This window comes from Bradyrhizobium australiense, assembly GCF_013114825.1.
GTDB classification, from domain to species: domain Bacteria; phylum Pseudomonadota; class Alphaproteobacteria; order Rhizobiales; family Xanthobacteraceae; genus Bradyrhizobium; species Bradyrhizobium australiense.
This window is the reverse complement of the sequence record NZ_JAAVLX010000004.1, coordinates 456,804-476,525: the sequence shown is the minus strand read 5'-3', so window position 1 is coordinate 476,525 and position 19,722 is coordinate 456,804. Positions and strand designations below refer to the sequence as shown.

Below are 19,722 nucleotides of genomic sequence, written 5' to 3'. Positions count from 1 at the left end.
TGCGAGCGGCTGAAGCCTCTCACCAACGATAAGGAAACCAATGGCACGCGTTCGCTGTATTACCGAAATGGGCATGGGCGTCGACGTTCACGGACGCGACGCCACTAAGGCCGCCAAGCGTGCGGTGTCGGACGCCATCCGTCACTCCAGCCTCGGCTTCTTCCGCATGCTGGGCAAAACCGCAAACGACATGTTCGTGGAGGTTACCGTCGCAGTGCCGGACCCGAGCGGGGTAGATACGGCCGCGGTCGCGAAGGAGCTACCGTACGGCACGGTGAAGGTGACGGCGGTCAATGGCGGGCTGGAGATTCCTGCCGAGAGCGGAAACGACTCCATCATCATTGCCAACGCTGCCGTGATTGTCAGTTTTGACGACGGCAAGACGGGCTAAATTCGTTTCAGTGCCAATCAGGCCGGACCCTGACGTCCGTGCGATCAATCAGAAGACCTGGAGCACCCGATGACAGCGCAAGACAGCAGCACCTATTGGAAGCAGTCTCGTGTCGAACTGCGCGCCGCCGGATTCGATCCGGATCGCGCCGCGGAGACCAGCGCGGTGGTGACCATCGCCAGCGCCTGGACCAACGCCCATCGCTGCAATAACCGCGTGCGCACCATCACCGATCTGCTGGTGGAAATCCTTGCCGAGCGCGGTGGGCAGGGGCTGGTCGTCGGCGCGCCGGCAGTGTCGGATGCGCTGACGCAGGGCACGCCAACGGCGGGCTATAGCCTCGTCTCCCGCGACGTCGTCGCTGACTGTTTCGAGGTCGGCCACTACGCGCATCATGGCGACGCCATGATCGTGATCTCCGGCTGCGACAAGACGGGAGCTGCCGCGCTGATGCCGCTGGCGCGGACGAATGCCTTCGGCCTCGTGCTCTATCCCGGCACCAGCACGCCCGGCCGTGTCTCGTTCGGGGCATGGGCGGGGAAGGGCAACAATCTGACGATCATGGATTACGCCGAGGCGCGAGCCGCGAATGAGTCTGGCCGGTTGTCCAGCGAGGAGCTGTTGGAAGTCGAGCGCAATGTCATGCCCGGCAGCGGCACCTGCGGCGCCATGTTCACGGCCAACACCATGAGTACGATCGCGGAATCAATCGGCATGATGCTGCCGCGGGGTGCCTCGCATCCCGCTGACTACAACGCCGGCAGCGATATTCATGCCGATGTCCGCGCGCAGGCCCGCGCGTCGGTCGACGCGCTGTATCGACTGATGCAAGCCGGGATCCGGCCACACGATATCATGACCGAACGTGCGTTCGAAAATGCGATTACCACCGTCTATGCGATGGGCGGCTCGACCAACATGTATCTGCATCTGCTCGCGATCGCGCGCGAGGCGCAGGTGCCGATCACGATCGAAAGCATCCAGCGGGTCGGCGAGCGCGTCCCGCTGCTCGCCAATCTGCAGCCGCACGGCCCGTTCGCGATGGGTAGCCTGCATGCGATCGGCGGCGTGCCCGTAGTCATGAAGGAACTGCTGCGCGCCGGACTGCTGCATGGCGATGTCATGACGGTGACGGGCAAGACGCTGGCAGAAAATCTCGCCGATGTTCCGACGCTGGAGCAGAAGCCGCCGCAGGAGATTGTTTTCCCGGTGTCGAAACCGATCGCGCCGGCAAACAATCACATCAGCGTCTTGAAGGGCAACCTCGCGCCAGAAAGCTGCTTGCTCAAATTATCGGGCAAGACGCTCGAGAAGGGTCAGTTTCGCGGCACTGCGCGCGTATTCGAGTCGGAAGCCGATACGATGGCCGCGATCCGAGCCGGCGAGATCGTGCCGGGCAACGTCATTGTCGTGCGCAATGTCGGTCCGGTCGGCGGTCCCGGCATGCCCGAAATGGTGATGCTGACGATCCAGTTGCAGGGGCGCGGGCTCGGCGAGGATGTCGCGCTGATCACCGACGGCCGCTTCTCCGGCGTCTCGCACGGTATCCTGATCGGCCACGTCTCGCCGGAGGCCGCGCGCGGCGGTCCGATCGCCGCGGTGCGCGACGGCGACACTATCGTCATCGATCCAGGCGCCCGCACCGTGCAGCTGGCCGTTTCAGCGGAAGAGATCGCGCGGCGTATGGCCGACTGGCGTGTGCCGGCATCAGTCGCCAAGGTGCGGCCAGGCTCGGTCCACGACAAGTACATCCGTCTGGTCTCGTCAGCGCACTATGGGTGCGTGCTGTGAGGCTGCGGGAGCGGCAAACGATAGTTGTATTCAGGCCTTGCTACAATCTTATGTTCATGGTCTGTTCTGCGCTATTATGGACAGGTTTGCAAGCTTTGGTAGTGCCCGATTATTCCTCGCGACCGTTCCTGACGCGGCCACAGCGGAACGAATTTACCGGCTGGCAAGTGTGCTCAAGCGCGCCCATTGCTTCAACGGCAAGCTCATAGCGCCGGAACGGTTGCACGTTTCGCTTTTTTCGCTGGGTGGGTTGCCGGATCGCCAGCTTTGCGCCGCTTGCGAGGCGGCCACGGAGTTGCGTACCCAGCCGTTCGAAGTCTCGTTCGATCGCACGGCAAGTTTTCGCGGGCAGCCGGGCAATCGTCCGTTTGTCCTGATTGGCGAGAAGGGATTGCGTTGGTTGCAGTCGTTTCGGCAAATGCTTGGTGTTGCGATGGCGCGCAGAGGATTAAGGCGGCTCGCCAACACGAATTTCACGCCGCACGTGACGCTGCTCTATGATGCGCGCGGCGTGGACGAGTATCCGATCGAACCGGTTGGCTGGACCGTGACCGAGTTCGTGCTCGTGCACAGCCAGAGGGGCCATCAGCATCTCGCGCGATGGTGCCTGCGCGGATGACAGCCCACCGGCGGCGAAAACAGCAGAAGCTCTCAGCGGCGTTATTTCGCCGCAGCAAGCCTCTGCGTCATCTCCTCGATCGAGTTAAAGAAATGCGTTGGCCCTGCCGCTTGCAGCGCGGCGGGCAGGGCATAGCCCCATGCCACCGCACCCGAATCCATCCCGGCGGCTTGCGCGGCTTCGATGTCGCGGATCTCGTCACCGATGCAGATCGTCTCCGAAGGCGTTACGCTGAGCCTTCGTGCGACACGTCGAAATTTCCAGTGCTTGCCGAACATCGCGGCGCCGCAGTCGAAGCGGGTGATCAGGGTCGTGGCGGCTCCGAGCACTTTCCGGACGGATGCTTCGCTGTCGGAACTGACGATAGCGACCTTGATACCAAGGTGTTGCAATTCGGTCAGCATGGCTGGGATGTCGTTGAACAGCGAAATTTCGCTCGCGGCGGCGAGCTTGCGCTTTCGCATGTCGCTGACGATGTCCGGCAGTTGCCACTTGGATACGTTGAGCCGCGCCATGATTTCGCGTGCGGACAGGCCGCGCAGTCCCTCCATTTCCTCGGCGGGAACGGGAGTAAGATTGAACCGCGCGACCATGTCGTCAAAGGACGAGCGAAACCAGGGAAGCGAGTCGGCCAGCGTGCCGTCGAAATCGAAGATGGCGAGGCGATAGCGCGTGGCGGGCAGGCGTGTCATGGACAATCGGCTTTCAGCGTATCACTTGTCGTCGCCGCCAAAGTAGGCGGGTTTGCCGGTCGTCCAGGTTTCGCCCCAGAGCTGACCGCCGCCGTCTACGGTCAGCGTTTCGCCGGTCACGAATTTCGCGGTTGGTCCGGCGAGGAAAACGGTGGCTTCGGCGACGTCCCAGGGTGAGCCGACGCGCATCATCGGGTTCGAGCGCGGGTAGGCGGCGCGGGCCTCCGGCGTGTAGACGTTCCAGCCTTCGGTCTCGATCGCGCCGGGCGCCACGCAGTTCACTCGGATGTTCAGCGGCGCCCATTCGACCGCGACGGCGCGCGATAGCCCGATGACGCCACTCCGTGCCGCAATCGTGTGCGCGATGCCGTAGAGGCCGTGCGTCGTCACGACCACGATGTTGACGATGCTGCCGGGATGCCTGTGGTCGCGCCAGCGCTGCGCGGCGGCCTGCATCATGTACCAGGTGCCGTTCAAATTGGTGTTGATGACGGCATTCCAGCCCTTTGCAGAAAAATCGATCGCGGCTTGCGGAAATTGCCCGCCGGCACTGTTGATGAGGCAGTCGAGGCGGCCTTGCGCGGCCCAGATCGCGTCGAACAGGGCGTGGACCGCGTCGGGCTCTCTGATGTCGGCGACATGCGCGGATGCCTTGAGGCCTCGGCCCGTCAATTGGGCGACGAGCGCATCGAGCTTGCCTCCGTCGCGCCCGACCACGGCGACATGCGCGCCCAGCCGCGCGAACAGCCAGGCGATCGCCCGGCCGATGCCGCCGGCGCCGCCCGTTACGATAGCGGCCTGATCCTTCAGTGCATCGGCCGCGAACATGGTCGGATGAGCCGCAAGCTCCTCATCAGTGAGGCCGAGCTTCGCCGGAGACGGTTGATCGGTCATGAACGGTGCGGACCCTTGTTATACGCGGCATCGGCCGTACATTAGCCACGCAACAACAGCCATGCAAAACGAGTTTTGATGTCCGATCTTTCCGCCTTCCCGATCACCAAACGCTGGCCCGCCAAACATCCTGATCGCCTTCAGCTCTATTCGCTGCCGACGCCAAACGGCGTCAAGGTCTCGATCATGCTCGAAGAGATCGGATTGCCCTACGAGGTGCATCTGGTCGACTTTAACAAGGACGACCAGAAGACGCCGGAATTCCTGTCGCTGAATCCGAACGGCAAGATTCCCGCAATTCTCGATCCCGATGGGCCGGGAGGAAAACCGCTGCCGCTGTTCGAATCCGGGGCGATCCTGCAATACCTCGCCGACAAAACCGGAAAGCTTCTGCCGGCCGATCCGGCGCGGCGATACCAGACCATCCAGTGGCTTCATTTCCAGAAGGGTGGGATCGGACCGATGTTCGGGCAGGTCGGCTTTTTCCACAAATTCGCCGGCAAGGATTTTGCCGACAAGCGGCCGCTCGAGCGTTATGTCGCCGAGTCGAAGCGCCTGCTGGATGTGGTGGAGGCGCATCTCGCCGGACGGCAATGGATCATGGACGACGAATATACCATCGCCGACATTTCCATGCTCGGCTGGGTGCGCAACCTGATCGGCTTCTACGGTGCGCGCGATCTCGTTGCGTTCGATACACTGAAGCAGGTGCCGGCATGGCTGCAACGCGGGCTCGCCCGGCCGGCGGTGCAGCGCGGGCTGGACATACCCAAGCGGCCTTAGGCGGCGTGCTTGAGCAGTTCGTACCCAACAGGATTATCGGCGCAGGCGCCGAAGCCGCATTCGAGCAGCGTGGTTACCACATTGGCCGCCGTGAGCGCGATCACGAGCCATACCGCGATTTGCGCGAAGGCGCCGCCGGTGGCCGGCAGCACGACGCCGTCTTCCTCGAACTGGCGGTCCAACAGCAGGATCGCCGCAAGCAGGACGATGGCCGTCATGAAGCCGATGAGCGCCCAGGTATAGTAGTGATAGCCGAGCAGCGCCGAACCGTAGCCGGCGTCGCCGGGCAGGATATGCAGCAGCACCTGCCGGGTCGACGCGACGGCGCCTGCGACCGCCGCCAGCAGCGACATCGCATAATGGCTGGGGCAGGGACCAAAGCGGACATTGAGGATCGGCCCGACGGCCAGTGCCGCGAACAGGATGCGCTGCAGCAGGCAAAGCGGGCAGGGCAGCTCGTGAAGAATAAACTGCGCCGCATAGGCCGCCGCCAGTACTAGCGCCACCGCATAGAGGCTGAGTGCATTCAGCGTAATGGCACGCGCCTGGGTCATGCGTCCCTCAGAACGACAGCGTATCGGTCGCGTGATGCAGATAGGTGGCGATGCACGCGATCAGCACGACCCCGAACAGGCCGAGCGCCAGCGGACGCCGGCCGCGCCAGGCGATCAGCATCACGATGGCTGTGGCCAGAAACAATACGGTGAATTCCATCGGCTGGTCCCGGCACGGAATGATGCGTCACTCTATGATAGATTCGCCGATCTGCTTAACTCTAATCCGGTCCAGCAGGACCAATAACGAATCCCGGAATGCACCGACCATGCCCATCACCATCTACGGCATCAAGAACTGCGACACCATGAAGAAGGCACGCGCCTGGCTTGACGATCATGGCGTGGCTTACGACTTTCACGATTACAAGCTTGCCGGAATCGGCAAGGACAAGCTCAAGCAATGGTCCGACGAACTCGGCTGGGAGACGCTGCTCAATCGCGCCGGCACGACGTTCAAGAAGCTGCCGGACAGCGACAGGGAAGGCCTGAACGAACGCAAGGCGTTGGCCCTGATGCTGGCGCAGCCCTCGATGATCAAGCGGCCGGTGCTCGATCTCGGCGGCAAATTGCTGGTCGGGTTCAAGCCGGATATCTACGCGAAGGAAGTGACGTCGAAATCGCGCGGCCGCAAAGTCTAACCGAATTCAAGTCCATCGCCAGACGGAATACGGCCGGGGGCGCGATGAAATAGATCGCGGTCGATAATGGTGCGCAGCTTCGACACCGGCAGCTTGTCGTTTCCGCGCATCAGATTCTTGATCTCGAAACTGCCATCCTCGCTGATGGTTTTCAGCGAAGCGATAATGTGAGTCACGCTGCCGTCATCCGAGAACGGCAGCAACAGCCGCTCATAGGCGACGACTCGCCCGTAGATGTCATCGATATTGGCGATGGTGTAGGCAGGAAGGCGGCGTGCGATGCATTCATGGTAGACCGGCATCACGATCGGAGCGAGCCTTGCGCCGAGATACTCGTCGAGATAGCGGCCCTTGCCGGTATTCCCATAAGCAGTCGACATCCGCGTGCCGTCGCTCTGGATGATCAGACGCGGCGGCTGCGTGCTGGTATCGACGGTGTAGAGTACCAGGTCGGGAAGTTCGTCCTCGATCCGCGCCGGCTGGTACTCCGACATGCGCGGTATCGATCGGTCGCGGGCGTATAGCCGCAGCCAGGTGTTCAGCAGGTCGCGCTGCTTAATAGATTTGACGACCGACGGTCCGGTGCTTTCAAATTCCAAGGCGGCAATTCCTACGCGATCTAAATCGCGAGATGATGCGCCCGAGAGGAAAATATTGTGTAAAAGCGCACCCGATTGCAGCAAAACACCATCAATCATGACTTGCTGGCGCGAGAGTCGCGGTTGAGCGTACCTCGTAGGCCGGCCAGACCGGCCAGCGGCGCATTCGACTTATTGCGCATCCGGAACCGACACCCGCCTTTGTCCGCGGCAGCATTCCACCTTGCCTAATCCATCGCGTTGACGGCATATTCCGGCCCGGAGGCGGCGGGCTCGGGACGGTTTCCAAGGACGTCCAGGCGAGCCTGCCCGAACAGGGAAAATTGGCCGCGCGCGAGCGACTTCGTGGAGACGGCTGACGGGGGAAATTTGTTTGGCTGATGAGTTCATTCTCGAAACCCACGGATTGACCAAGGAATTCGCGGGTTTCTTCGCCGTTCGCGATGTCGCCCTCAAGGTACGCCGCGGCAGCATTCATGCGTTGATCGGGCCGAACGGCGCCGGCAAGACGACCTGCTTCAACTTGTTGACCAAGTTTCTGAGGCCGTCTGCAGGGCAGATCCTGTACAAGGGGCAGGACATCACCGCGATGGCGCCGGCCGATGTGGCCCGTCTCGGGCTGGTGCGTTCGTTCCAGATTTCGGCGGTGTTTCCGCACCTGACCGCGCTGGAAAACGTTCGCGTCGCGTTACAGCGCCAGCATGGAAGCTCGTTCGATTTCTGGCGCTCCAAGCGTGTGCTCGATCGATTCAACGGCCGCGCCCTCGAACTGCTGAATGACGTGGGCTTGAGCGAGTTCGCCAACACGCCGGCGGTCGAGATGCCCTATGGACGCAAGCGCGCGCTGGAGATCGCGACGACGCTGGCGCTCGACCCGGAAATGATGCTGCTCGACGAGCCTATGGCAGGCATGGGTCATGAAGACATCGACAAGATCGCAGCCCTGATCAAGCGCATCTCGGCGAAGTACACCATCCTGATGGTCGAACATAATCTCTCGGTGGTCGCCAACCTGTCCGACATCATCACGGTGCTGACGCGCGGTCAGGTGCTGGCGCAGGGCAATTATGCCGAATTGTCCAAGGACGAGCGCGTCAAGGAAGCCTATCTGGGGGCCGGTCATGCCTGAGTTGAAAATGGCCGAAGCCGCCGCCAGACCGGCGGGCGCGGAAATTCTTTCCGTTTCCGACCTGCAGGCCTGGTACGGCGAATCCCATATCCTTCACGGCATCAACTTCAATGTGAAGGCGGGCGAGGTGGTCACGCTGCTCGGCCGCAACGGCGCCGGCAAGACCACGACGCTGAAGTCGGTGATGGGAATTATCGGCAAGCGTACCGGTTCGATCCGTTTCAACGGTCAGGACATTACGCGCGCCTCGTCCGACAGGATCGCGCGCCTGGGCATCGCATTCTGTCCCGAGGAGCGGGGCATTTTCGCAAGCCTTGACGTGCGCGAAAACCTGCTGCTGCCGCCGATCGTGCGCAGTGGCGGGCTGTCGCTCGACCAGATCTTCGAATTGTTTCCGAACCTGAGGGAGCGCCTCAACAGCCAGGGCACCAAGCTTTCGGGCGGCGAGCAGCAAATGCTCGCGATCGCGAGAATCTTGCGCACCGGCGCGCGCTTTCTGATGCTGGACGAGCCGACCGAGGGTCTGGCGCCCGTCATAATCCAGCAGATCGGGCATACCATCGCGCGGCTGAAGTCGGAAGGTTTTACCATCCTGCTTGTCGAGCAGAATTTCCGCTTCGCCTCGACGGTGGCTGACCGCTACTACATCGTCGAGCACGGCAAGGTCATCGACGGTTTTGCGAATTCGGAGCTGTCGGCCAATATGGACAAGCTCCACACCTATCTCGGCGTTTAATCGGTACTTTGCTGCACTCTGGATTAATGGAGATATTATGAAACATCGGATTTCCTCGCTCGTCCTCGGCACCGCTCTGGCGCTTGCAGCAGGCAACGCCGTGGCGCAGGACAAGACCGTCAAGATCGGCGTGCTCACCGACAATTCCGGACTTTACTCCGACCTTGGTGGCGCCGGCTCGACGCTCGCAGCCCAGATGGCGGTCGAGGATTCCGGCCTTGCAGCCAAGGGCTGGAAGATCGACATCGTCTCAGCCGACCACCAGAACAAGCCCGACATCGCCACTACCATTGCGCGGCAGTGGATCGACGTCGAGAAGGTCGACATCTTCATGGATGTGCTGAACTCCGGCGTTGCGCTGGCGGTCAACAATCTGGTGAAGGAAAAGAACTCCGTCATGATCAATACCGGCGCGGCGACGTCGGATCTCACCAATGCGCAGTGCTCGCCCAATACGATCCATTGGGTTTACGACACCTACATGCTCGCCAACTCTACCGGGCAGGCGCTGGTGAAGGCCGGCGGCGATACCTGGTACTTCCTGACCGCGGACTATGCATTCGGACACGCGCTGGAGCGCGATACCACGGCGGTTGTCGTGAAGTCGGGCGGCAAGGTGATCGGCGGCGTCAAGCATCCGCTGAATTCCTCGGACTTCTCATCCTTCCTGCTGCAGGCGCAGGCATCCAAGGCCAAGATCATCGGCATGGCCAATGCAGGCGGCGACACCACGAACACGATCAAGCAGGCGTCGGAATTCGGCATCGTCGCCGGTGGCCAAAAGCTCGCCGGCCTTCTGCTGTTCATCACCGACGTGCATTCGCTCGGCCTGAAGGTGGCGCAGGGCCTGAACTTCACGGAGACCTTCTACTGGGATCTGAACGACGGCACCCGCGCATTTTCGAAGCGCTTCTCCGAGCGCACGAAGAACAAGGCGATGCCTTCGATGGTGCAGGCCGGCGTGTATTCGGGCCTGGTTCACTATTTCAAGACGCTCGATGCGATGGGCGGCAACCCGCATGACGGCGTCAAGGTGGTGGCGAAAATGAAGGAACTGCCGACCGACGATGCGCTGTTCGGCAAGGGCACGATCCGCGCCGACGGCCGCAAGATCCATCCGGCTTACCTGTTCGAGGTCAAGAAACCCTCCGAATCCAAGGGACCGTGGGACTATTACAAGCTGATCGGCACCACTCCCGGCGAGCAGGCCTTCCGGCCGCTTTCGGAAAGCGCCTGTCCGCTGGTAAAGAAGTAACAACGATGGCTCGTCGGCGTCGTGCCGGCGGGGCTTTTTTCGCGGCCCAACGCTAACCCGCGTCATTACGAGATTGAGTGCGAAACCGATGCAAGCTCTCTACGCCCAGCTCCTGGTGGGATTGATCAACGGATCGTTCTACGCGCTGCTCAGTCTCGGGCTCGCCGTGATCTTCGGCATGCTCAACATCATCAATTTCGCCCATGGCGCGCTCTACATGATGGGGGCGTTCTGCGCGTATTTTCTGTTGCACCTCACAGGGATTGGATACTGGTGGGCGCTGATCATCGCGCCGATTGTCGTCGGCATCTTTGGCATGATCCTCGAACGGACCATGCTGCAATGGTTGGCCGGCCTCGACCACCTCTACGGACTGTTGTTAACGTTCGGCATCGCGCTGATCGTGCAGGGCGTGTTCCAGAATTACTTCGGCTCATCCGGCCTGCCGTACGCGATTCCTGATTATCCGGAGATCGGTGGGTTCCGCGGATTACAGGGCGGCATGAATCTCGGCTTCATGTTCCTGCCGGTCTATCGCGGCTGGGTGGTCGTGTTCTCGCTTGTGGTTTGCATCGCCACCTGGTTCCTGATCGAAAAGACGAGGCTCGGCGCCTATCTGCGCGCCGCGACCGAAAACCCGACGCTGGTGCGCGCATTCGGCATCAACGTGCCCCGGATGATCACGCTGACCTATGGGCTCGGCGTCGGCCTGGCGGCGCTGGCCGGTGTATTATCGGCGCCGATCAACCAGGTGCGCCCGCTGATGGGCGCGGACCTGATCATCGTCGTGTTCGCGGTGGTGGTGATCGGCGGCATGGGATCGATCATGGGATCGATCATCACCGGATTTGCGCTAGGGGTGATCGAGGGACTGACCAAGTATTTCTATCCTGAAGCTTCCAACACCGTGGTGTTCGTCCTGATGGTGCTGGTGTTGCTGGTGAAGCCAACGGGACTGACGGGACGGGCGGCCTGACATGAGCGCATTGACTGACGACACACTGCCGGTAACTCCGCGCGCGATGCGCGACGAGATGATGGTGTTCGCCGCGATGGCGGTGCTGCTGGGTCTGGTTCCGACGACCGGCATCTATCCGTTCTTCGTGATGCAGGCGCTGTGCTTCGCGCTGCTTGCTTGCGCGTTCAACCTCCTGATCGGCTATGGCGGCCTGCTGTCGTTCGGCCACGCCATGTTCCTGGGGACCGCGGGCTACTGCTCGGCGCATGCGTTGAAGGTCTGGGGGTTATCGCCCGAACTCGGAATTCTGGTTGGCGTCGCGGGCGCCGCTGCGCTTTCCGTCATCACCGGCTTCATCTCGATTCGCCGACAGGGCATCTACTTTTCGATGATCACGCTGGCGCTGTCGCAGCTCCTGTATTTCATCTACCTGCAGGCGCCGTTCACCCATGGCGAGGACGGCATCCAGGGCATTCCGCAAGGCCACCTGTTCGGGATTTTCAATCTCGCCCAGCCGACGGTGCTTTACTACGTGGTGCTTGCCGGATTTCTCGGCGGCTTCCTGCTGATCTACCGCACCATCAACTCGCCGTTCGGCGAAGTATTGAAAGCCATTCGCGAAAACGAGCCGCGTGCGATCTCGCTCGGCTATAAGACCGACCAGTACAAGCTGCTCGCTTTTATCCTCTCCGGCACGATCGCCGGCTTTGCAGGTTCGCTGAAGGTATTTGTGGCGCAGAACGCTTCGCTCACTGACGTACACTGGACGATGTCTGGTGAAATCGTCCTGATGACGCTGGTCGGCGGCCTCGGCACAGTGTTCGGTCCGGTCGTCGGAGCCTTCGTTATCATCGCTATGCAGCAATATCTGGCCGGTTTTGGCCAATGGGTGACGGTGATCCAGGGCGTCATCTTCGTGGCCTGCGTGCTGACGTTCCGCCGCGGCATCATCGGCGAAATCGCGCATTATTTCCGCCGATCCCTGTAAAACGGCGGGTTTTGGCGCAGTTTTCGGTCCCACAAAGCGGTGGATGACCGGGTTCCCAGGGCCCGCCGTCGCGCGTTTTTCCCTCGAATGGTCTATGACAGCTTTGTGACAAGTCGCTCCGCGGCTGTTTCTGAACGACGGAAAAATACCATGCTGCGCTGGTTTCGTGCCTTTTTGCCCAAGGAGGAGCGGTTTTTTGACCTGTTTGCCCGCCACGCCCAGACGGTCGTGCAGGGCGCGCTGGCATTGCAGGACATGCTGCGGGGCGGCGAGGAGACGCCGGTATTCTGCCAGCGCGTCAATCAGTTCGAAAACGACGCCGATGGCATTACCCGCGAGGTACTGACCGCGGTCCGCCGCACCTTCATTACCCCGTTCGACCGCGGCGACATCAAGAACCTGATCACGGCGATGGACGACGCCATCGACCAGATGCAGCAGACCGCGAAGGCGGTGGTGTTGTTCGAAGTCCGGACGTTCGAACCCCCGATGCGTGAAATAGCCACGCTATTGGTCGAATGCGCCAATCTGGTCAGCCGCGCGCTCCCGCTGATGCAGTCAATCGGCAATAACGTTGCGATGCTGTCCGCCATCACCGAGGAAATCGGCAAGCTGGAGGGCCGTATCGACGACCTCCACGATATCGGGTTGAAGGAGCTGTTTCTCAAGCACCGCCACGGCAATTCGATGGATTTCGTCGTCGGCGCCGAGATCTACAAGCATCTCGAAAAAGTGTCCGACCGCTTCGATGACGTCGCCAACGAAATCAACTCGATCGTGATCGAACAGGTATAGGGCAGGGCCAATTCAGTGGACGCCACGCTTGGTCTTCCTATTCTGATCTTCCTGATCGCGGTTGCGCTGCTGTTCGATTTCCTCAACGGATTGCACGACGCCGCCAATTCGATCGCCACGATCGTTTCGACCCGTGTGCTGCGTCCGCAATATGCGGTGATCTGGGCGGCCTTTTTCAATTTCATTGCTTTCCTGGTGTTCGGGCTGCACGTCGCCAACACGATCGGCAAGGGAATCATCGAACCCGATGTTGTCGATGCGGCCGTGATCTTCGCTGCGCTGATCGGCGCGATCGTCTGGAACTTGATCACCTGGGCGCTCGGCATTCCATCGTCCAGTTCGCACGCGCTGATTGGCGGCTTGGTCGGCGCCGGCATGGCCAAGGCCGGCATTTCCGCGGCGGTCTGGAGTGGCCTGTCCAAGACGCTGGTGGCGATCGTGCTGTCGCCGCTGGTCGGATTTCTGCTGGCGCTGGTGCTGGTTGCGATCGTGTCCTGGCTGTCGGTGCGCTCGACGCCATTTGCGGTCGACCGCGCCTTCCGCATTCTGCAATTCGTCTCGGCGTCGCTTTATTCGCTCGGCCATGGCGGCAACGATGCGCAAAAGACGATGGGCATCATCGCGGTGCTCCTGTATTCGCAGGGCCACGTCGGGACGGATTTCGTCATCCCGTTCTGGGTGGTGCTGTCCTGCCAGGCCGCGATGGGGCTCGGCACGTTGATGGGGGGCTGGCGCATCGTTCGCACCATGGGATTGCGGATCACCAAGCTGACGCCGATGCAGGGCTTTTGCGCCGAAACCGGTGGTGCTGCGACCCTGTTCATGGCGACGTATCTCGGGGTGCCCGTCTCCACGACCCACACCATTACCGGCTCCATTGTCGGCGTCGGCGCGGCGCGGCGGGTCTCGGCGGTGCGCTGGAACGTGGCGAGCTCGATCGTCTATGCCTGGGTGATCACCATTCCAGCGTCCGCGATCGTGGCGGCGCTGACCTATTGGGCCGTGCTGCTGCTACGCTGATCCGGTGACGAGCTTGAGCCCGACGATGCCGGCCACGATCAGTCCGATGCAGGCAAGGCGAGCGGCGGTCGCAGGCTCGCCGAACAGAGCGATACCTAGAATTGCCGTGCCAACTGCACCGATACCGGTCCAAACCGCGTAGGCGGTTCCTATCGGCAATGCTTTCAAGGCGAGACCGAGCAGGAGGATGCTGCCTGCCATGCAGGCCAGCGTCAGGACGGATGGAACAAACCGCGTGAAACCTTCGGTATATTTGAGGCCGATCGCCCAGCCCACTTCCATGAGCCCGGCGACGAACAACACGATCCAGGCCATGACAACCCTCCGAACCAGGCAGGGTCGTCCCCGCGGATGAGCCTGCGAATTGGAAGGCCGTCCTTCCGCGGCCGATATGGGACTGGCCAGCAGCGTCCGCAACCACCAAATGAGGCTTGATCAGCCCGGTTTTCCCTGCCAAACGCTCGAGCCGATGTCCGACATTGCCGTCACTGCCGAATCGCCCTCCCGCTCGCCCCTATCAGATGAAGTGGCGCGGCGGCGCACGTTTGCGATCATCTCCCACCCGGACGCCGGCAAGACGACGCTGACCGAAAAGCTCCTGCTGTTCGGCGGCGCCATCAACCTGGCAGGCCAGGTCAAGGCCAAGGGCGAGCGACGCAATACCCGCTCCGACTGGATGAAGATCGAGCGCGAGCGCGGCATCTCGGTCGTGACCTCGGTGATGACCTTCGAGTTCGAAGGCCTCGTCTTCAACCTGCTGGATACCCCGGGCCACGAAGACTTCTCCGAAGACACCTACCGCACGCTGACGGCGGTCGATTCCGCTGTCATGGTGATCGACGCAGCAAAGGGCATCGAGGCGCGCACCCGAAAGCTGTTCGAGGTATGCCGGCTGCGCGATATTCCGATCATCACCTTCATCAACAAGATGGACCGCGAGAGCCGCGACACGTTCGAACTGCTGGATGAAATCGAGAAGACGCTGGCGCTCGACACCACGCCGATGACCTGGCCGGTCGGCCGCGGCCGCGACTTCCTCGGCACCTATGACGTCGTCAATGGCGGCGTGCGGCTGCTTGAAGGCGGCGGCGCCAAGACCGGCGCGACCGAGCAGATCGATATCGCCGATCTCGCCGGCCGCAACCCCAATCTCGAAGTTGCCGAGATCAAGGACGAACTCGCACTGGTGTCGGAAGCCTGCAAGCCGTTCGAGCTGGAGGCGTTTCGCGAGGGCCACCTGACGCCGGTTTATTTCGGCAGCGCGTTGCGCAATTTTGGTGTGGGCGATCTACTTGAAGGTCTTGGCAAGTTTGCGCCGGCGCCGCGTGCGCAGGACAGCAACGTGCGGAAGGTTGAGGCGGCCGAGCCGCGCATGAGCGCTTTCGTGTTCAAGATCCAGGCCAATATGGATCCCAACCACCGCGACCGCATCGCGTTCGCGCGGCTGTGCTCCGGTAAGCTCAGCCGCGGCATGAAGGCGAAGCTGGTGCGGACCGGCAAGAACATGAGCCTATCGAGCCCGCAGTTCTTCTTCGCGCAGGACCGCTCGGTGGCGGATGAAGCCTTTGCCGGCGACGTCGTCGGCATTCCGAACCATGGTACATTGCGGATCGGCGATACGCTGACTGAAGGCGAGGACATCACCTTCGTCGGTGTCCCGAGTTTTGCGCCGGAAATCGTCCGCCGCGTGCGCCTGACCGATGCAATGAAGGCGAAGAAGCTGAAAGAGGCGCTGCAGCAGATGTCGGAAGAGGGCGTGGTGCAGGTGTTCCGGCCGCGCGACGGCGCACCGGCGCTGGTCGGCGTCGTCGGTCCGCTGCAGCTCGACGTGCTGAAGGCGCGGCTAGATGCGGAATATTCGCTGCCGGTAGAATTCGAGGTTTCGGAATTCCAGTTGGCGCGCTGGGTCTCGTCCGATGACCGCAAGAAGCTCGACGCCTTCATCGCCGCCAACGGCTCCGGCATTGCTGATGACGTCGACGGTGACCCCGTGTTCATGGCCAAGAACGAGTTTTATCTAGGCTATACCCGCGAAAGGGCCGAGGGGATCACCTTCTCCAACGTCAAGGACGTGAAAAAGAAGGCGTAGGGCCAGGGCACGCCGCCATGCCAACCGCCGCTGTCGTCCCCCGCGAAAGCGGGGGATCCAGTACGCCGGCGGCCTCTCCGTAAATCGCTACCGTCTCTGGAATACTGAGTCCCCCGGTCAAGCCGGGCGATGACAGCCGGATGGGGGCCGGTCGCTTTCTACTCATGCATCCAGTGGATGCCTTCATGCGTTCCTGGCTCCGGCAAGTCTCTTGCGCCGCTCCGCCATGTCGGGAAGTATCCACTGGATGCTTTTGAAAGAGGGGAGTCCGCTCATGACTGATTTTGCGACCTATTCCCGTTCCGGCCCGGTCGGCACCATTGTGATCGACGATGGCAAGGCCAATGTGATGTCGCTTGGCATGCTCAACGCCCTGCATGCGGCGTTCGACCAGGCGGAAAAAGACAAGTCCGTCGTGATCCTGAAGGCCCGCGGCAAGCATTTTTCAGGGGGATTCGACCTCAACGTCTTCGCCAAGGGCAGCGCCGAGGACCAATATCTAATGGTGAAAGCGGGCGCGGAGCTGGCCTTGCGCATCCTCTCATTCCCGACGCCGGTGGTGACGGCCTGCCAGGGCAACGCCTACCCGATGGGAGCCTTCCTCATTATGTCCAGCGACCACCGTATCGCCGCCGAGGGCGACTACCGGATCGGCATGAACGAGGTCGCGATCGGGCTCACCGTGCCGCGTTTTGCGATCGAGATCGCGCGGCAGCGGCTGACGCCGGCCTATTTCAGCAGGGCGGTGATGACCGGGGAGATGTTCGGCCCCACGGAGGCCGTCACCGCCGGCTTCTTTGACCGCGTCGTTCCGGTGGCTGCGCTGGAGCGCAGGGCAGAGGAAACCGCGCAGGCGCTTGCCACCCTCAACATGGCCGCTCACGCCGCCACCAAGGCCCGGGCGCGCGGGGCTGCCATCAAGATGATCCGCGCCATGATCGACGAGGACATTACGCCGCAATATGGCGAGGACCGTGTTGCCGGGCGGGCATCCGCCTGACGGAGAACTTCGGGCGTCCGGCAGTGGCGTTGCGTCGCATGCGTTTGTATGAAGGGCGCATGACCGCAAAGCCGCGCCGGGCGACCTATCGCCACGGCAACCTGAAATCCGCAGCGCTGAAGGCCGCAACCCGCCTGGTTGCCGCGGCCGGCCATGAGCAACTGAGCCTGCGCGAGGTCGCAGATGCCGTCGGCGTCGCGCACCGCTCGCTGTACAATCATTTCGCCGACCGAGAAGCGCTGCTGGATGCGGTCGCAACGGAAGCCTATACGCGGCTCGCCGCCATCCTCGTCAAGTCGGAGACGCCGCAGGACTACACCGCGAGATACGTCCGCTTCGCGCTCACCAATCGCGCGCTCTACGCCCTGATGACCAGCCGCCCACACGCCACCATGAAGCACAATCCGCCGTTGCAGGCGGCAGTCCACAAGGTCATCGCCCAGGCCATGCGGATATTCTGCCAGGACATCGAAAGCCCGGCCAAGCGTCGCCGCGCCGTGATGAAGGTCTACATCACGCTTTATGGCGGCATCTCGCTCTATACGGCCGGCGTCCTCGACCAGCCCAGCGAGAAGGCCCTGATTGCGGAACTGTCCGCCATGAACGCAGGGATGTGAACACCGTCCGCCTTGATACCGGCCGAAGCGCGCATCAGCTTAATTGTGTCGCCTTTAGGGTTTAGGGACGCATGTTCCGGTGCATCATCATCTCTCTGATCACCACATTCGTCGGGATGTGCGCCGCCGACGCCCAGTCGCGGCGCCAGATCGACGCCACGCCGTTTTCGCATTCGCCCTGCAGCGTGCTCGACGGCCAGCCGTGCACGCCGTCATATTGCAGTGTGTTCAACGACGGCCCATGCATTCCCGAAATCGACTATCCGTACGGCCAAAATCTGCAACTCACGATCGAAAGCGCGCCGCCACAGGATCAGGCCGCGAAATACCGCAAGCCGGACCATGATCTCGATACGATCGGCGACCTCTTTGCGGCGTTGCGCTCCTGCTGGTCGCCACCGCCAGCCGACACCGCGCGCCAGGGCATGCAGATGTCGGTGCGTTTCAGCTTCAAGCGCTCGGGCGAGATCATTGCCGCGCCACGGGTGACGTATGCCACGGCTGGCGTTCCGGCGGATACCCGCGCCGCCTATCTGAAAGCGATCAATGCGTCGCTTGCGGCCTGTGTACCGCTGAAGTTTAGCGGGGGGCTTGGCGGCGCGCTCGCGGGGCGGCCGATCGCGATCCGCTACGTCGACAACCGCGAGTTGGGCAAACAGGCGGAGAAGCCGTGAGTTGAGCGGCCGCGTGGCGCATTGCGCACCAAGCCAATAAAATGATACGCGGATAATCCGGAAAACCAGCCGCGACGGGAGGACATCATGGGACTGCTGGTGATGATCCTGGGGTTGGCCCTGTTCTTCGGCGTCCACACGCTCACCATCCAGCGCAAGCTGCGCGCGCAGGTCATCGCGGCGACCGGCGAAGGCGGCTACAAGATCGGTTATGCACTGGCTTCGTTCGCGGGGCTTGCGCTGATCATCTGGGGCTTTGCCAAATATCGCGCCACGGGCTGGATCGACGTCTGGTATCCGCCAACGGCGCTCAAGCACATCACCGTGGCGCTGATGCTGCCCGCCGTCATCATGGTGGTCGCGTCCTACATCCGGGGCCGGATCTATACGACGCTGAAACATCCGATGCTGACGGGCATCAAGCTGTGGGCGGCGGCGCATCTGCTCGCCAATGGCGACCTCGGCTCGATCATCCTGTTCGGCTCGTTTCTCGCTTGGGCGGTGTACGACCGTATTTCGTTGAAATATCGTTCCGACGCCGGCGCGCCGCCGATCCCCGTCGGTGGTCCCGGCAACGATTTGATCGCGATCGCGGTCGGTCTCGTCGCCTATCTGGCGCTCGCCTTCGCGTTCCATCCGGTCGTGATCGGCGTCCCCGTGGTTGGAGCCTAACATGTCCGTGCAATCTGCCATCAAGCGAAAAACGGCGCCGGACATTCGCGCACGCAAGAACGGCGATCCGATCGTGATGCTGACCTCCTACCACGCGCATACCGCCGCGCTGGTCGATCGCCACTGCGACGTCATCCTGGTCGGCGATTCCCTCGGCAATGTCATGCACGGGTTCGAGACCACCGTGCCGGTGACGCTCGACATGATGATCCTGCAGGGCCATGCGGTGATGCGCGGCTCGAAGCATGCCTTGGTCGTGGTGGATATGCCGTTCGGATCCTATGAGGCCTCCAAGGAGCAGGCGTTTCATTCGGCGGTGCGGATATTGAAGGAGACCCATTGCGGCGCGGTGAAGCTCGAAGGCGGCGCCCGGATGGCGGAAACCGTCGCTTTCCTGTCCGAGCGCGGCGTGCCGGTCATGGGCCATATCGGACTGACGCCGCAATCGATCAACACGCTTGGCTCGTTTCGCGCGCAGGGCCGCGACGAGGGTAGTTGGGATCCGATCCTGAAAGACGCCCAGGCGATCTCGGACGCCGGGGCGTTTTCGGTCGTGGTCGAGGCGGTCGCCGAGCCGCTGGCGCGAAAGATCACGGAAACCATCGCTATTCCGACCATCGGCATCGGTGCCAGCGCGGCCTGCGACGGCCAGGTACTGGTGCTCGAGGATATGCTGGGCTTGTCGCCGCGGACGCCGAAATTCGTGCGCCGCTATGGCAATCTCGGCCCCGCGATCGAAGCGGCGATCCAGGGCTACGCCAGCGACGTACGCTCGCGCGCTTTCCCGGGACCCGAGCACGTGTATGAGATGAAGAGAAGCTGACG

The 19,722-nt window shown here is 62.1% G+C and carries 24 protein-coding genes; 18 read left to right on the top strand and 6 right to left on the bottom strand.

Annotated elements, in window-relative coordinates; translation table 11 throughout:
* The first annotated feature begins 40 nt into the window (after window positions 1-40).
* From HCN58_RS14380 to HCN58_RS14370, 3 genes are all read left to right on the top strand, one after another.
* Window positions 41-391, top strand: coding sequence for a Lin0512 family protein (locus tag HCN58_RS14380; RefSeq protein ID WP_171580014.1), 351 nt, complete (start codon window positions 41-43; stop codon window positions 389-391).
* A gap of 69 nt (window positions 392-460) precedes the next feature.
* Entirely contained in the window at window positions 461-2,182 is a 1,722-nt protein-coding gene (ilvD, locus tag HCN58_RS14375) for a dihydroxy-acid dehydratase (protein WP_171580013.1), read from the top strand.
* Window positions 2,166-2,801 (top strand): 2'-5' RNA ligase family protein, encoded by a 636-nt coding sequence (locus HCN58_RS14370; RefSeq protein ID WP_210265992.1) that lies wholly within the window; start codon window positions 2,166-2,168, stop codon window positions 2,799-2,801. The genes ilvD and HCN58_RS14370 overlap by 17 nt, the downstream gene beginning before the upstream one ends.
* 41 nt (window positions 2,802-2,842) lie before the next feature.
* Here HCN58_RS14370 and HCN58_RS14365 read toward each other — a convergent pair whose 3' ends face one another.
* Together HCN58_RS14365 and HCN58_RS14360 are read right to left on the bottom strand one after the other, a co-directional pair.
* A complete protein-coding gene (locus tag HCN58_RS14365; RefSeq protein ID WP_171580012.1) occupies window positions 2,843-3,493 on the bottom strand; it encodes an HAD-IA family hydrolase in 651 nt (216 codons plus the stop codon).
* A 21-nt stretch (window positions 3,494-3,514) separates the two neighbouring features.
* The gene (locus HCN58_RS14360) at window positions 3,515-4,387 is read right to left on the bottom strand and encodes an SDR family oxidoreductase (protein WP_171580011.1); all 873 of its coding nucleotides are present in this window, start codon (window positions 4,385-4,387) and stop codon (window positions 3,515-3,517) included.
* 78 nt (window positions 4,388-4,465) lie between these two features.
* Between HCN58_RS14360 and HCN58_RS14355 the strand changes: the two genes are divergently transcribed.
* Window positions 4,466-5,170, top strand: a complete 705-nt coding sequence (locus HCN58_RS14355; protein WP_171580010.1) for a glutathione S-transferase family protein — start codon at window positions 4,466-4,468, stop codon at window positions 5,168-5,170.
* Here HCN58_RS14355 and HCN58_RS14350 read toward each other — a convergent pair.
* Together HCN58_RS14350 and HCN58_RS14345 are read right to left on the bottom strand one after the other, a co-directional pair.
* A complete protein-coding gene (locus tag HCN58_RS14350; protein WP_171580009.1) occupies window positions 5,167-5,724 on the bottom strand; it encodes a disulfide bond formation protein B in 558 nt (185 codons plus the stop codon). The two genes, HCN58_RS14355 and HCN58_RS14350, sit on opposite strands and share 4 nt — an antisense overlap.
* Before the next feature lie 7 nt (window positions 5,725-5,731).
* Entirely contained in the window at window positions 5,732-5,884 is a 153-nt protein-coding gene (locus HCN58_RS14345; RefSeq protein ID WP_171580008.1) for a DUF5993 family protein, read from the bottom strand.
* A gap of 109 nt (window positions 5,885-5,993) precedes the next feature.
* Between HCN58_RS14345 and HCN58_RS14340 the strand changes: the two genes are divergently transcribed.
* Entirely contained in the window at window positions 5,994-6,365 is a 372-nt protein-coding gene (locus HCN58_RS14340) for an ArsC family reductase (protein WP_171580007.1), read from the top strand.
* Here the strand turns inward: HCN58_RS14340 and HCN58_RS14335 are convergent.
* A complete protein-coding gene (locus tag HCN58_RS14335) occupies window positions 6,362-6,964 on the bottom strand; it encodes a PAS domain-containing protein (RefSeq protein ID WP_235983610.1) in 603 nt (200 codons plus the stop codon). The genes HCN58_RS14340 and HCN58_RS14335 overlap by 4 nt on opposite strands.
* A 373-nt stretch (window positions 6,965-7,337) precedes the next feature.
* Here HCN58_RS14335 and HCN58_RS14330 point away from each other — a divergent pair, with 373 nt between their 5' ends.
* The 7 genes from HCN58_RS14330 to HCN58_RS14300 all read left to right on the top strand — a co-directional run bounded on the left by HCN58_RS14330 (window position 7,338) and on the right by HCN58_RS14300 (window position 13,845).
* On the top strand, window positions 7,338-8,093 hold the full coding sequence (locus HCN58_RS14330; RefSeq protein WP_171580005.1) for an ABC transporter ATP-binding protein: 756 nt from the start codon (window positions 7,338-7,340) through the stop codon (window positions 8,091-8,093).
* Window positions 8,086-8,829, top strand: a complete 744-nt coding sequence (locus HCN58_RS14325; RefSeq protein ID WP_171580004.1) for an ABC transporter ATP-binding protein — start codon at window positions 8,086-8,088, stop codon at window positions 8,827-8,829. The genes HCN58_RS14330 and HCN58_RS14325 overlap by 8 nt, the downstream gene beginning before the upstream one ends.
* Before the next feature lie 37 nt (window positions 8,830-8,866).
* Window positions 8,867-10,084, top strand: a complete 1,218-nt coding sequence (locus tag HCN58_RS14320) for an ABC transporter substrate-binding protein (RefSeq protein ID WP_171580003.1) — start codon at window positions 8,867-8,869, stop codon at window positions 10,082-10,084.
* Window positions 10,085-10,172: 88 nt separating this feature from the next.
* Window positions 10,173-11,060: a branched-chain amino acid ABC transporter permease gene (locus HCN58_RS14315; RefSeq protein ID WP_171580002.1), complete on the top strand. Its 888-nt coding sequence runs from the start codon at window positions 10,173-10,175 to the stop codon at window positions 11,058-11,060.
* A 1-nt stretch (window position 11,061) separates the two neighbouring features.
* Window positions 11,062-12,030, top strand: coding sequence for a branched-chain amino acid ABC transporter permease (locus HCN58_RS14310; RefSeq protein WP_171580001.1), 969 nt, complete (start codon window positions 11,062-11,064; stop codon window positions 12,028-12,030).
* Window positions 12,031-12,180: 150 nt separating this feature from the next.
* The gene (locus HCN58_RS14305; protein ID WP_171580000.1) at window positions 12,181-12,825 is read left to right on the top strand and encodes a DUF47 domain-containing protein; all 645 of its coding nucleotides are present in this window, start codon (window positions 12,181-12,183) and stop codon (window positions 12,823-12,825) included.
* 15 nt (window positions 12,826-12,840) lie between these two features.
* Window positions 12,841-13,845, top strand: a complete 1,005-nt coding sequence (locus tag HCN58_RS14300; protein WP_171579999.1) for an inorganic phosphate transporter — start codon at window positions 12,841-12,843, stop codon at window positions 13,843-13,845.
* Here the strand turns inward: HCN58_RS14300 and sugE are convergent.
* Window positions 13,837-14,160, bottom strand: a complete 324-nt coding sequence (gene sugE / locus HCN58_RS14295; protein WP_171579998.1) for a quaternary ammonium compound efflux SMR transporter SugE — start codon at window positions 14,158-14,160, stop codon at window positions 13,837-13,839. The two genes, HCN58_RS14300 and sugE, sit on opposite strands and share 9 nt — an antisense overlap.
* A gap of 154 nt (window positions 14,161-14,314) precedes the next feature.
* On the opposite strand from sugE, the gene HCN58_RS14290 reads away from it, so the two are divergent.
* From HCN58_RS14290 to panB, 6 genes are all read left to right on the top strand, one after another.
* A complete protein-coding gene (locus HCN58_RS14290) occupies window positions 14,315-15,934 on the top strand; it encodes a peptide chain release factor 3 (protein WP_171580380.1) in 1,620 nt (539 codons plus the stop codon).
* Window positions 15,935-16,208: 274 nt separating this feature from the next.
* Complete coding sequence (locus HCN58_RS14285) at window positions 16,209-16,934, top strand: crotonase/enoyl-CoA hydratase family protein (RefSeq protein WP_171579997.1); 726 nt, start codon at window positions 16,209-16,211, stop codon at window positions 16,932-16,934.
* Between the two features lie 59 nt (window positions 16,935-16,993).
* Entirely contained in the window at window positions 16,994-17,551 is a 558-nt protein-coding gene (locus HCN58_RS14280; protein WP_171579996.1) for a TetR/AcrR family transcriptional regulator, read from the top strand.
* Window positions 17,552-17,622: 71 nt separating this feature from the next.
* A complete protein-coding gene (locus HCN58_RS14275; RefSeq protein ID WP_171579995.1) occupies window positions 17,623-18,225 on the top strand; it encodes a UCP034077 family protein in 603 nt (200 codons plus the stop codon).
* Window positions 18,226-18,312: 87 nt separating this feature from the next.
* Window positions 18,313-18,897 (top strand): NnrU family protein, encoded by a 585-nt coding sequence (locus HCN58_RS14270; protein WP_171579994.1) that lies wholly within the window; start codon window positions 18,313-18,315, stop codon window positions 18,895-18,897.
* Between the two features lies 1 nt (window position 18,898).
* A complete protein-coding gene (gene panB, locus HCN58_RS14265; RefSeq protein ID WP_171579993.1) occupies window positions 18,899-19,720 on the top strand; it encodes a 3-methyl-2-oxobutanoate hydroxymethyltransferase in 822 nt (273 codons plus the stop codon).
* The last annotated feature ends 2 nt before the right edge of the window (window positions 19,721-19,722 follow it).

Excerpts from the sequence above, each read along its gene's own strand:
- HCN58_RS14380 (WP_171580014.1), top strand. The coding sequence starts at position 41 with ATGGCACGCGTTCGCTGTATTACCGAAATGGGCATGGGCGTCGACGTT.
- ilvD (WP_171580013.1), top strand. The coding sequence starts at position 461 with ATGACAGCGCAAGACAGCAGCACCTATTGGAAGCAGTCTCGTGTCGAA.
- HCN58_RS14370 (WP_210265992.1), top strand. The coding sequence starts at position 2,166 with ATGGGTGCGTGCTGTGAGGCTGCGGGAGCGGCAAACGATAGTTGTATT.
- HCN58_RS14365 (WP_171580012.1), bottom strand. The coding sequence starts at position 3,493 with ATGACACGCCTGCCCGCCACGCGCTATCGCCTCGCCATCTTCGATTTC.
- HCN58_RS14360 (WP_171580011.1), bottom strand. The coding sequence starts at position 4,387 with ATGACCGATCAACCGTCTCCGGCGAAGCTCGGCCTCACTGATGAGGAG.
- HCN58_RS14355 (WP_171580010.1), top strand. The coding sequence starts at position 4,466 with ATGTCCGATCTTTCCGCCTTCCCGATCACCAAACGCTGGCCCGCCAAA.
- HCN58_RS14350 (WP_171580009.1), bottom strand. The coding sequence starts at position 5,724 with ATGACCCAGGCGCGTGCCATTACGCTGAATGCACTCAGCCTCTATGCG.
- HCN58_RS14345 (WP_171580008.1), bottom strand. The coding sequence starts at position 5,884 with ATGGAATTCACCGTATTGTTTCTGGCCACAGCCATCGTGATGCTGATC.
- HCN58_RS14340 (WP_171580007.1), top strand. The coding sequence starts at position 5,994 with ATGCCCATCACCATCTACGGCATCAAGAACTGCGACACCATGAAGAAG.
- HCN58_RS14325 (WP_171580004.1), top strand. The coding sequence starts at position 8,086 with ATGCCTGAGTTGAAAATGGCCGAAGCCGCCGCCAGACCGGCGGGCGCG.
- HCN58_RS14320 (WP_171580003.1), top strand. The coding sequence starts at position 8,867 with ATGAAACATCGGATTTCCTCGCTCGTCCTCGGCACCGCTCTGGCGCTT.
- HCN58_RS14315 (WP_171580002.1), top strand. The coding sequence starts at position 10,173 with ATGCAAGCTCTCTACGCCCAGCTCCTGGTGGGATTGATCAACGGATCG.
- HCN58_RS14310 (WP_171580001.1), top strand. The coding sequence starts at position 11,062 with ATGAGCGCATTGACTGACGACACACTGCCGGTAACTCCGCGCGCGATG.
- HCN58_RS14305 (WP_171580000.1), top strand. The coding sequence starts at position 12,181 with ATGCTGCGCTGGTTTCGTGCCTTTTTGCCCAAGGAGGAGCGGTTTTTT.
- sugE (WP_171579998.1), bottom strand. The coding sequence starts at position 14,160 with ATGGCCTGGATCGTGTTGTTCGTCGCCGGGCTCATGGAAGTGGGCTGG.
- HCN58_RS14290 (WP_171580380.1), top strand. The coding sequence starts at position 14,315 with ATGTCCGACATTGCCGTCACTGCCGAATCGCCCTCCCGCTCGCCCCTA.
- HCN58_RS14285 (WP_171579997.1), top strand. The coding sequence starts at position 16,209 with ATGACTGATTTTGCGACCTATTCCCGTTCCGGCCCGGTCGGCACCATT.
- HCN58_RS14280 (WP_171579996.1), top strand. The coding sequence starts at position 16,994 with ATGACCGCAAAGCCGCGCCGGGCGACCTATCGCCACGGCAACCTGAAA.
- HCN58_RS14275 (WP_171579995.1), top strand. The coding sequence starts at position 17,623 with ATGTTCCGGTGCATCATCATCTCTCTGATCACCACATTCGTCGGGATG.
- HCN58_RS14270 (WP_171579994.1), top strand. The coding sequence starts at position 18,313 with ATGGGACTGCTGGTGATGATCCTGGGGTTGGCCCTGTTCTTCGGCGTC.
- panB (WP_171579993.1), top strand. The coding sequence starts at position 18,899 with ATGTCCGTGCAATCTGCCATCAAGCGAAAAACGGCGCCGGACATTCGC.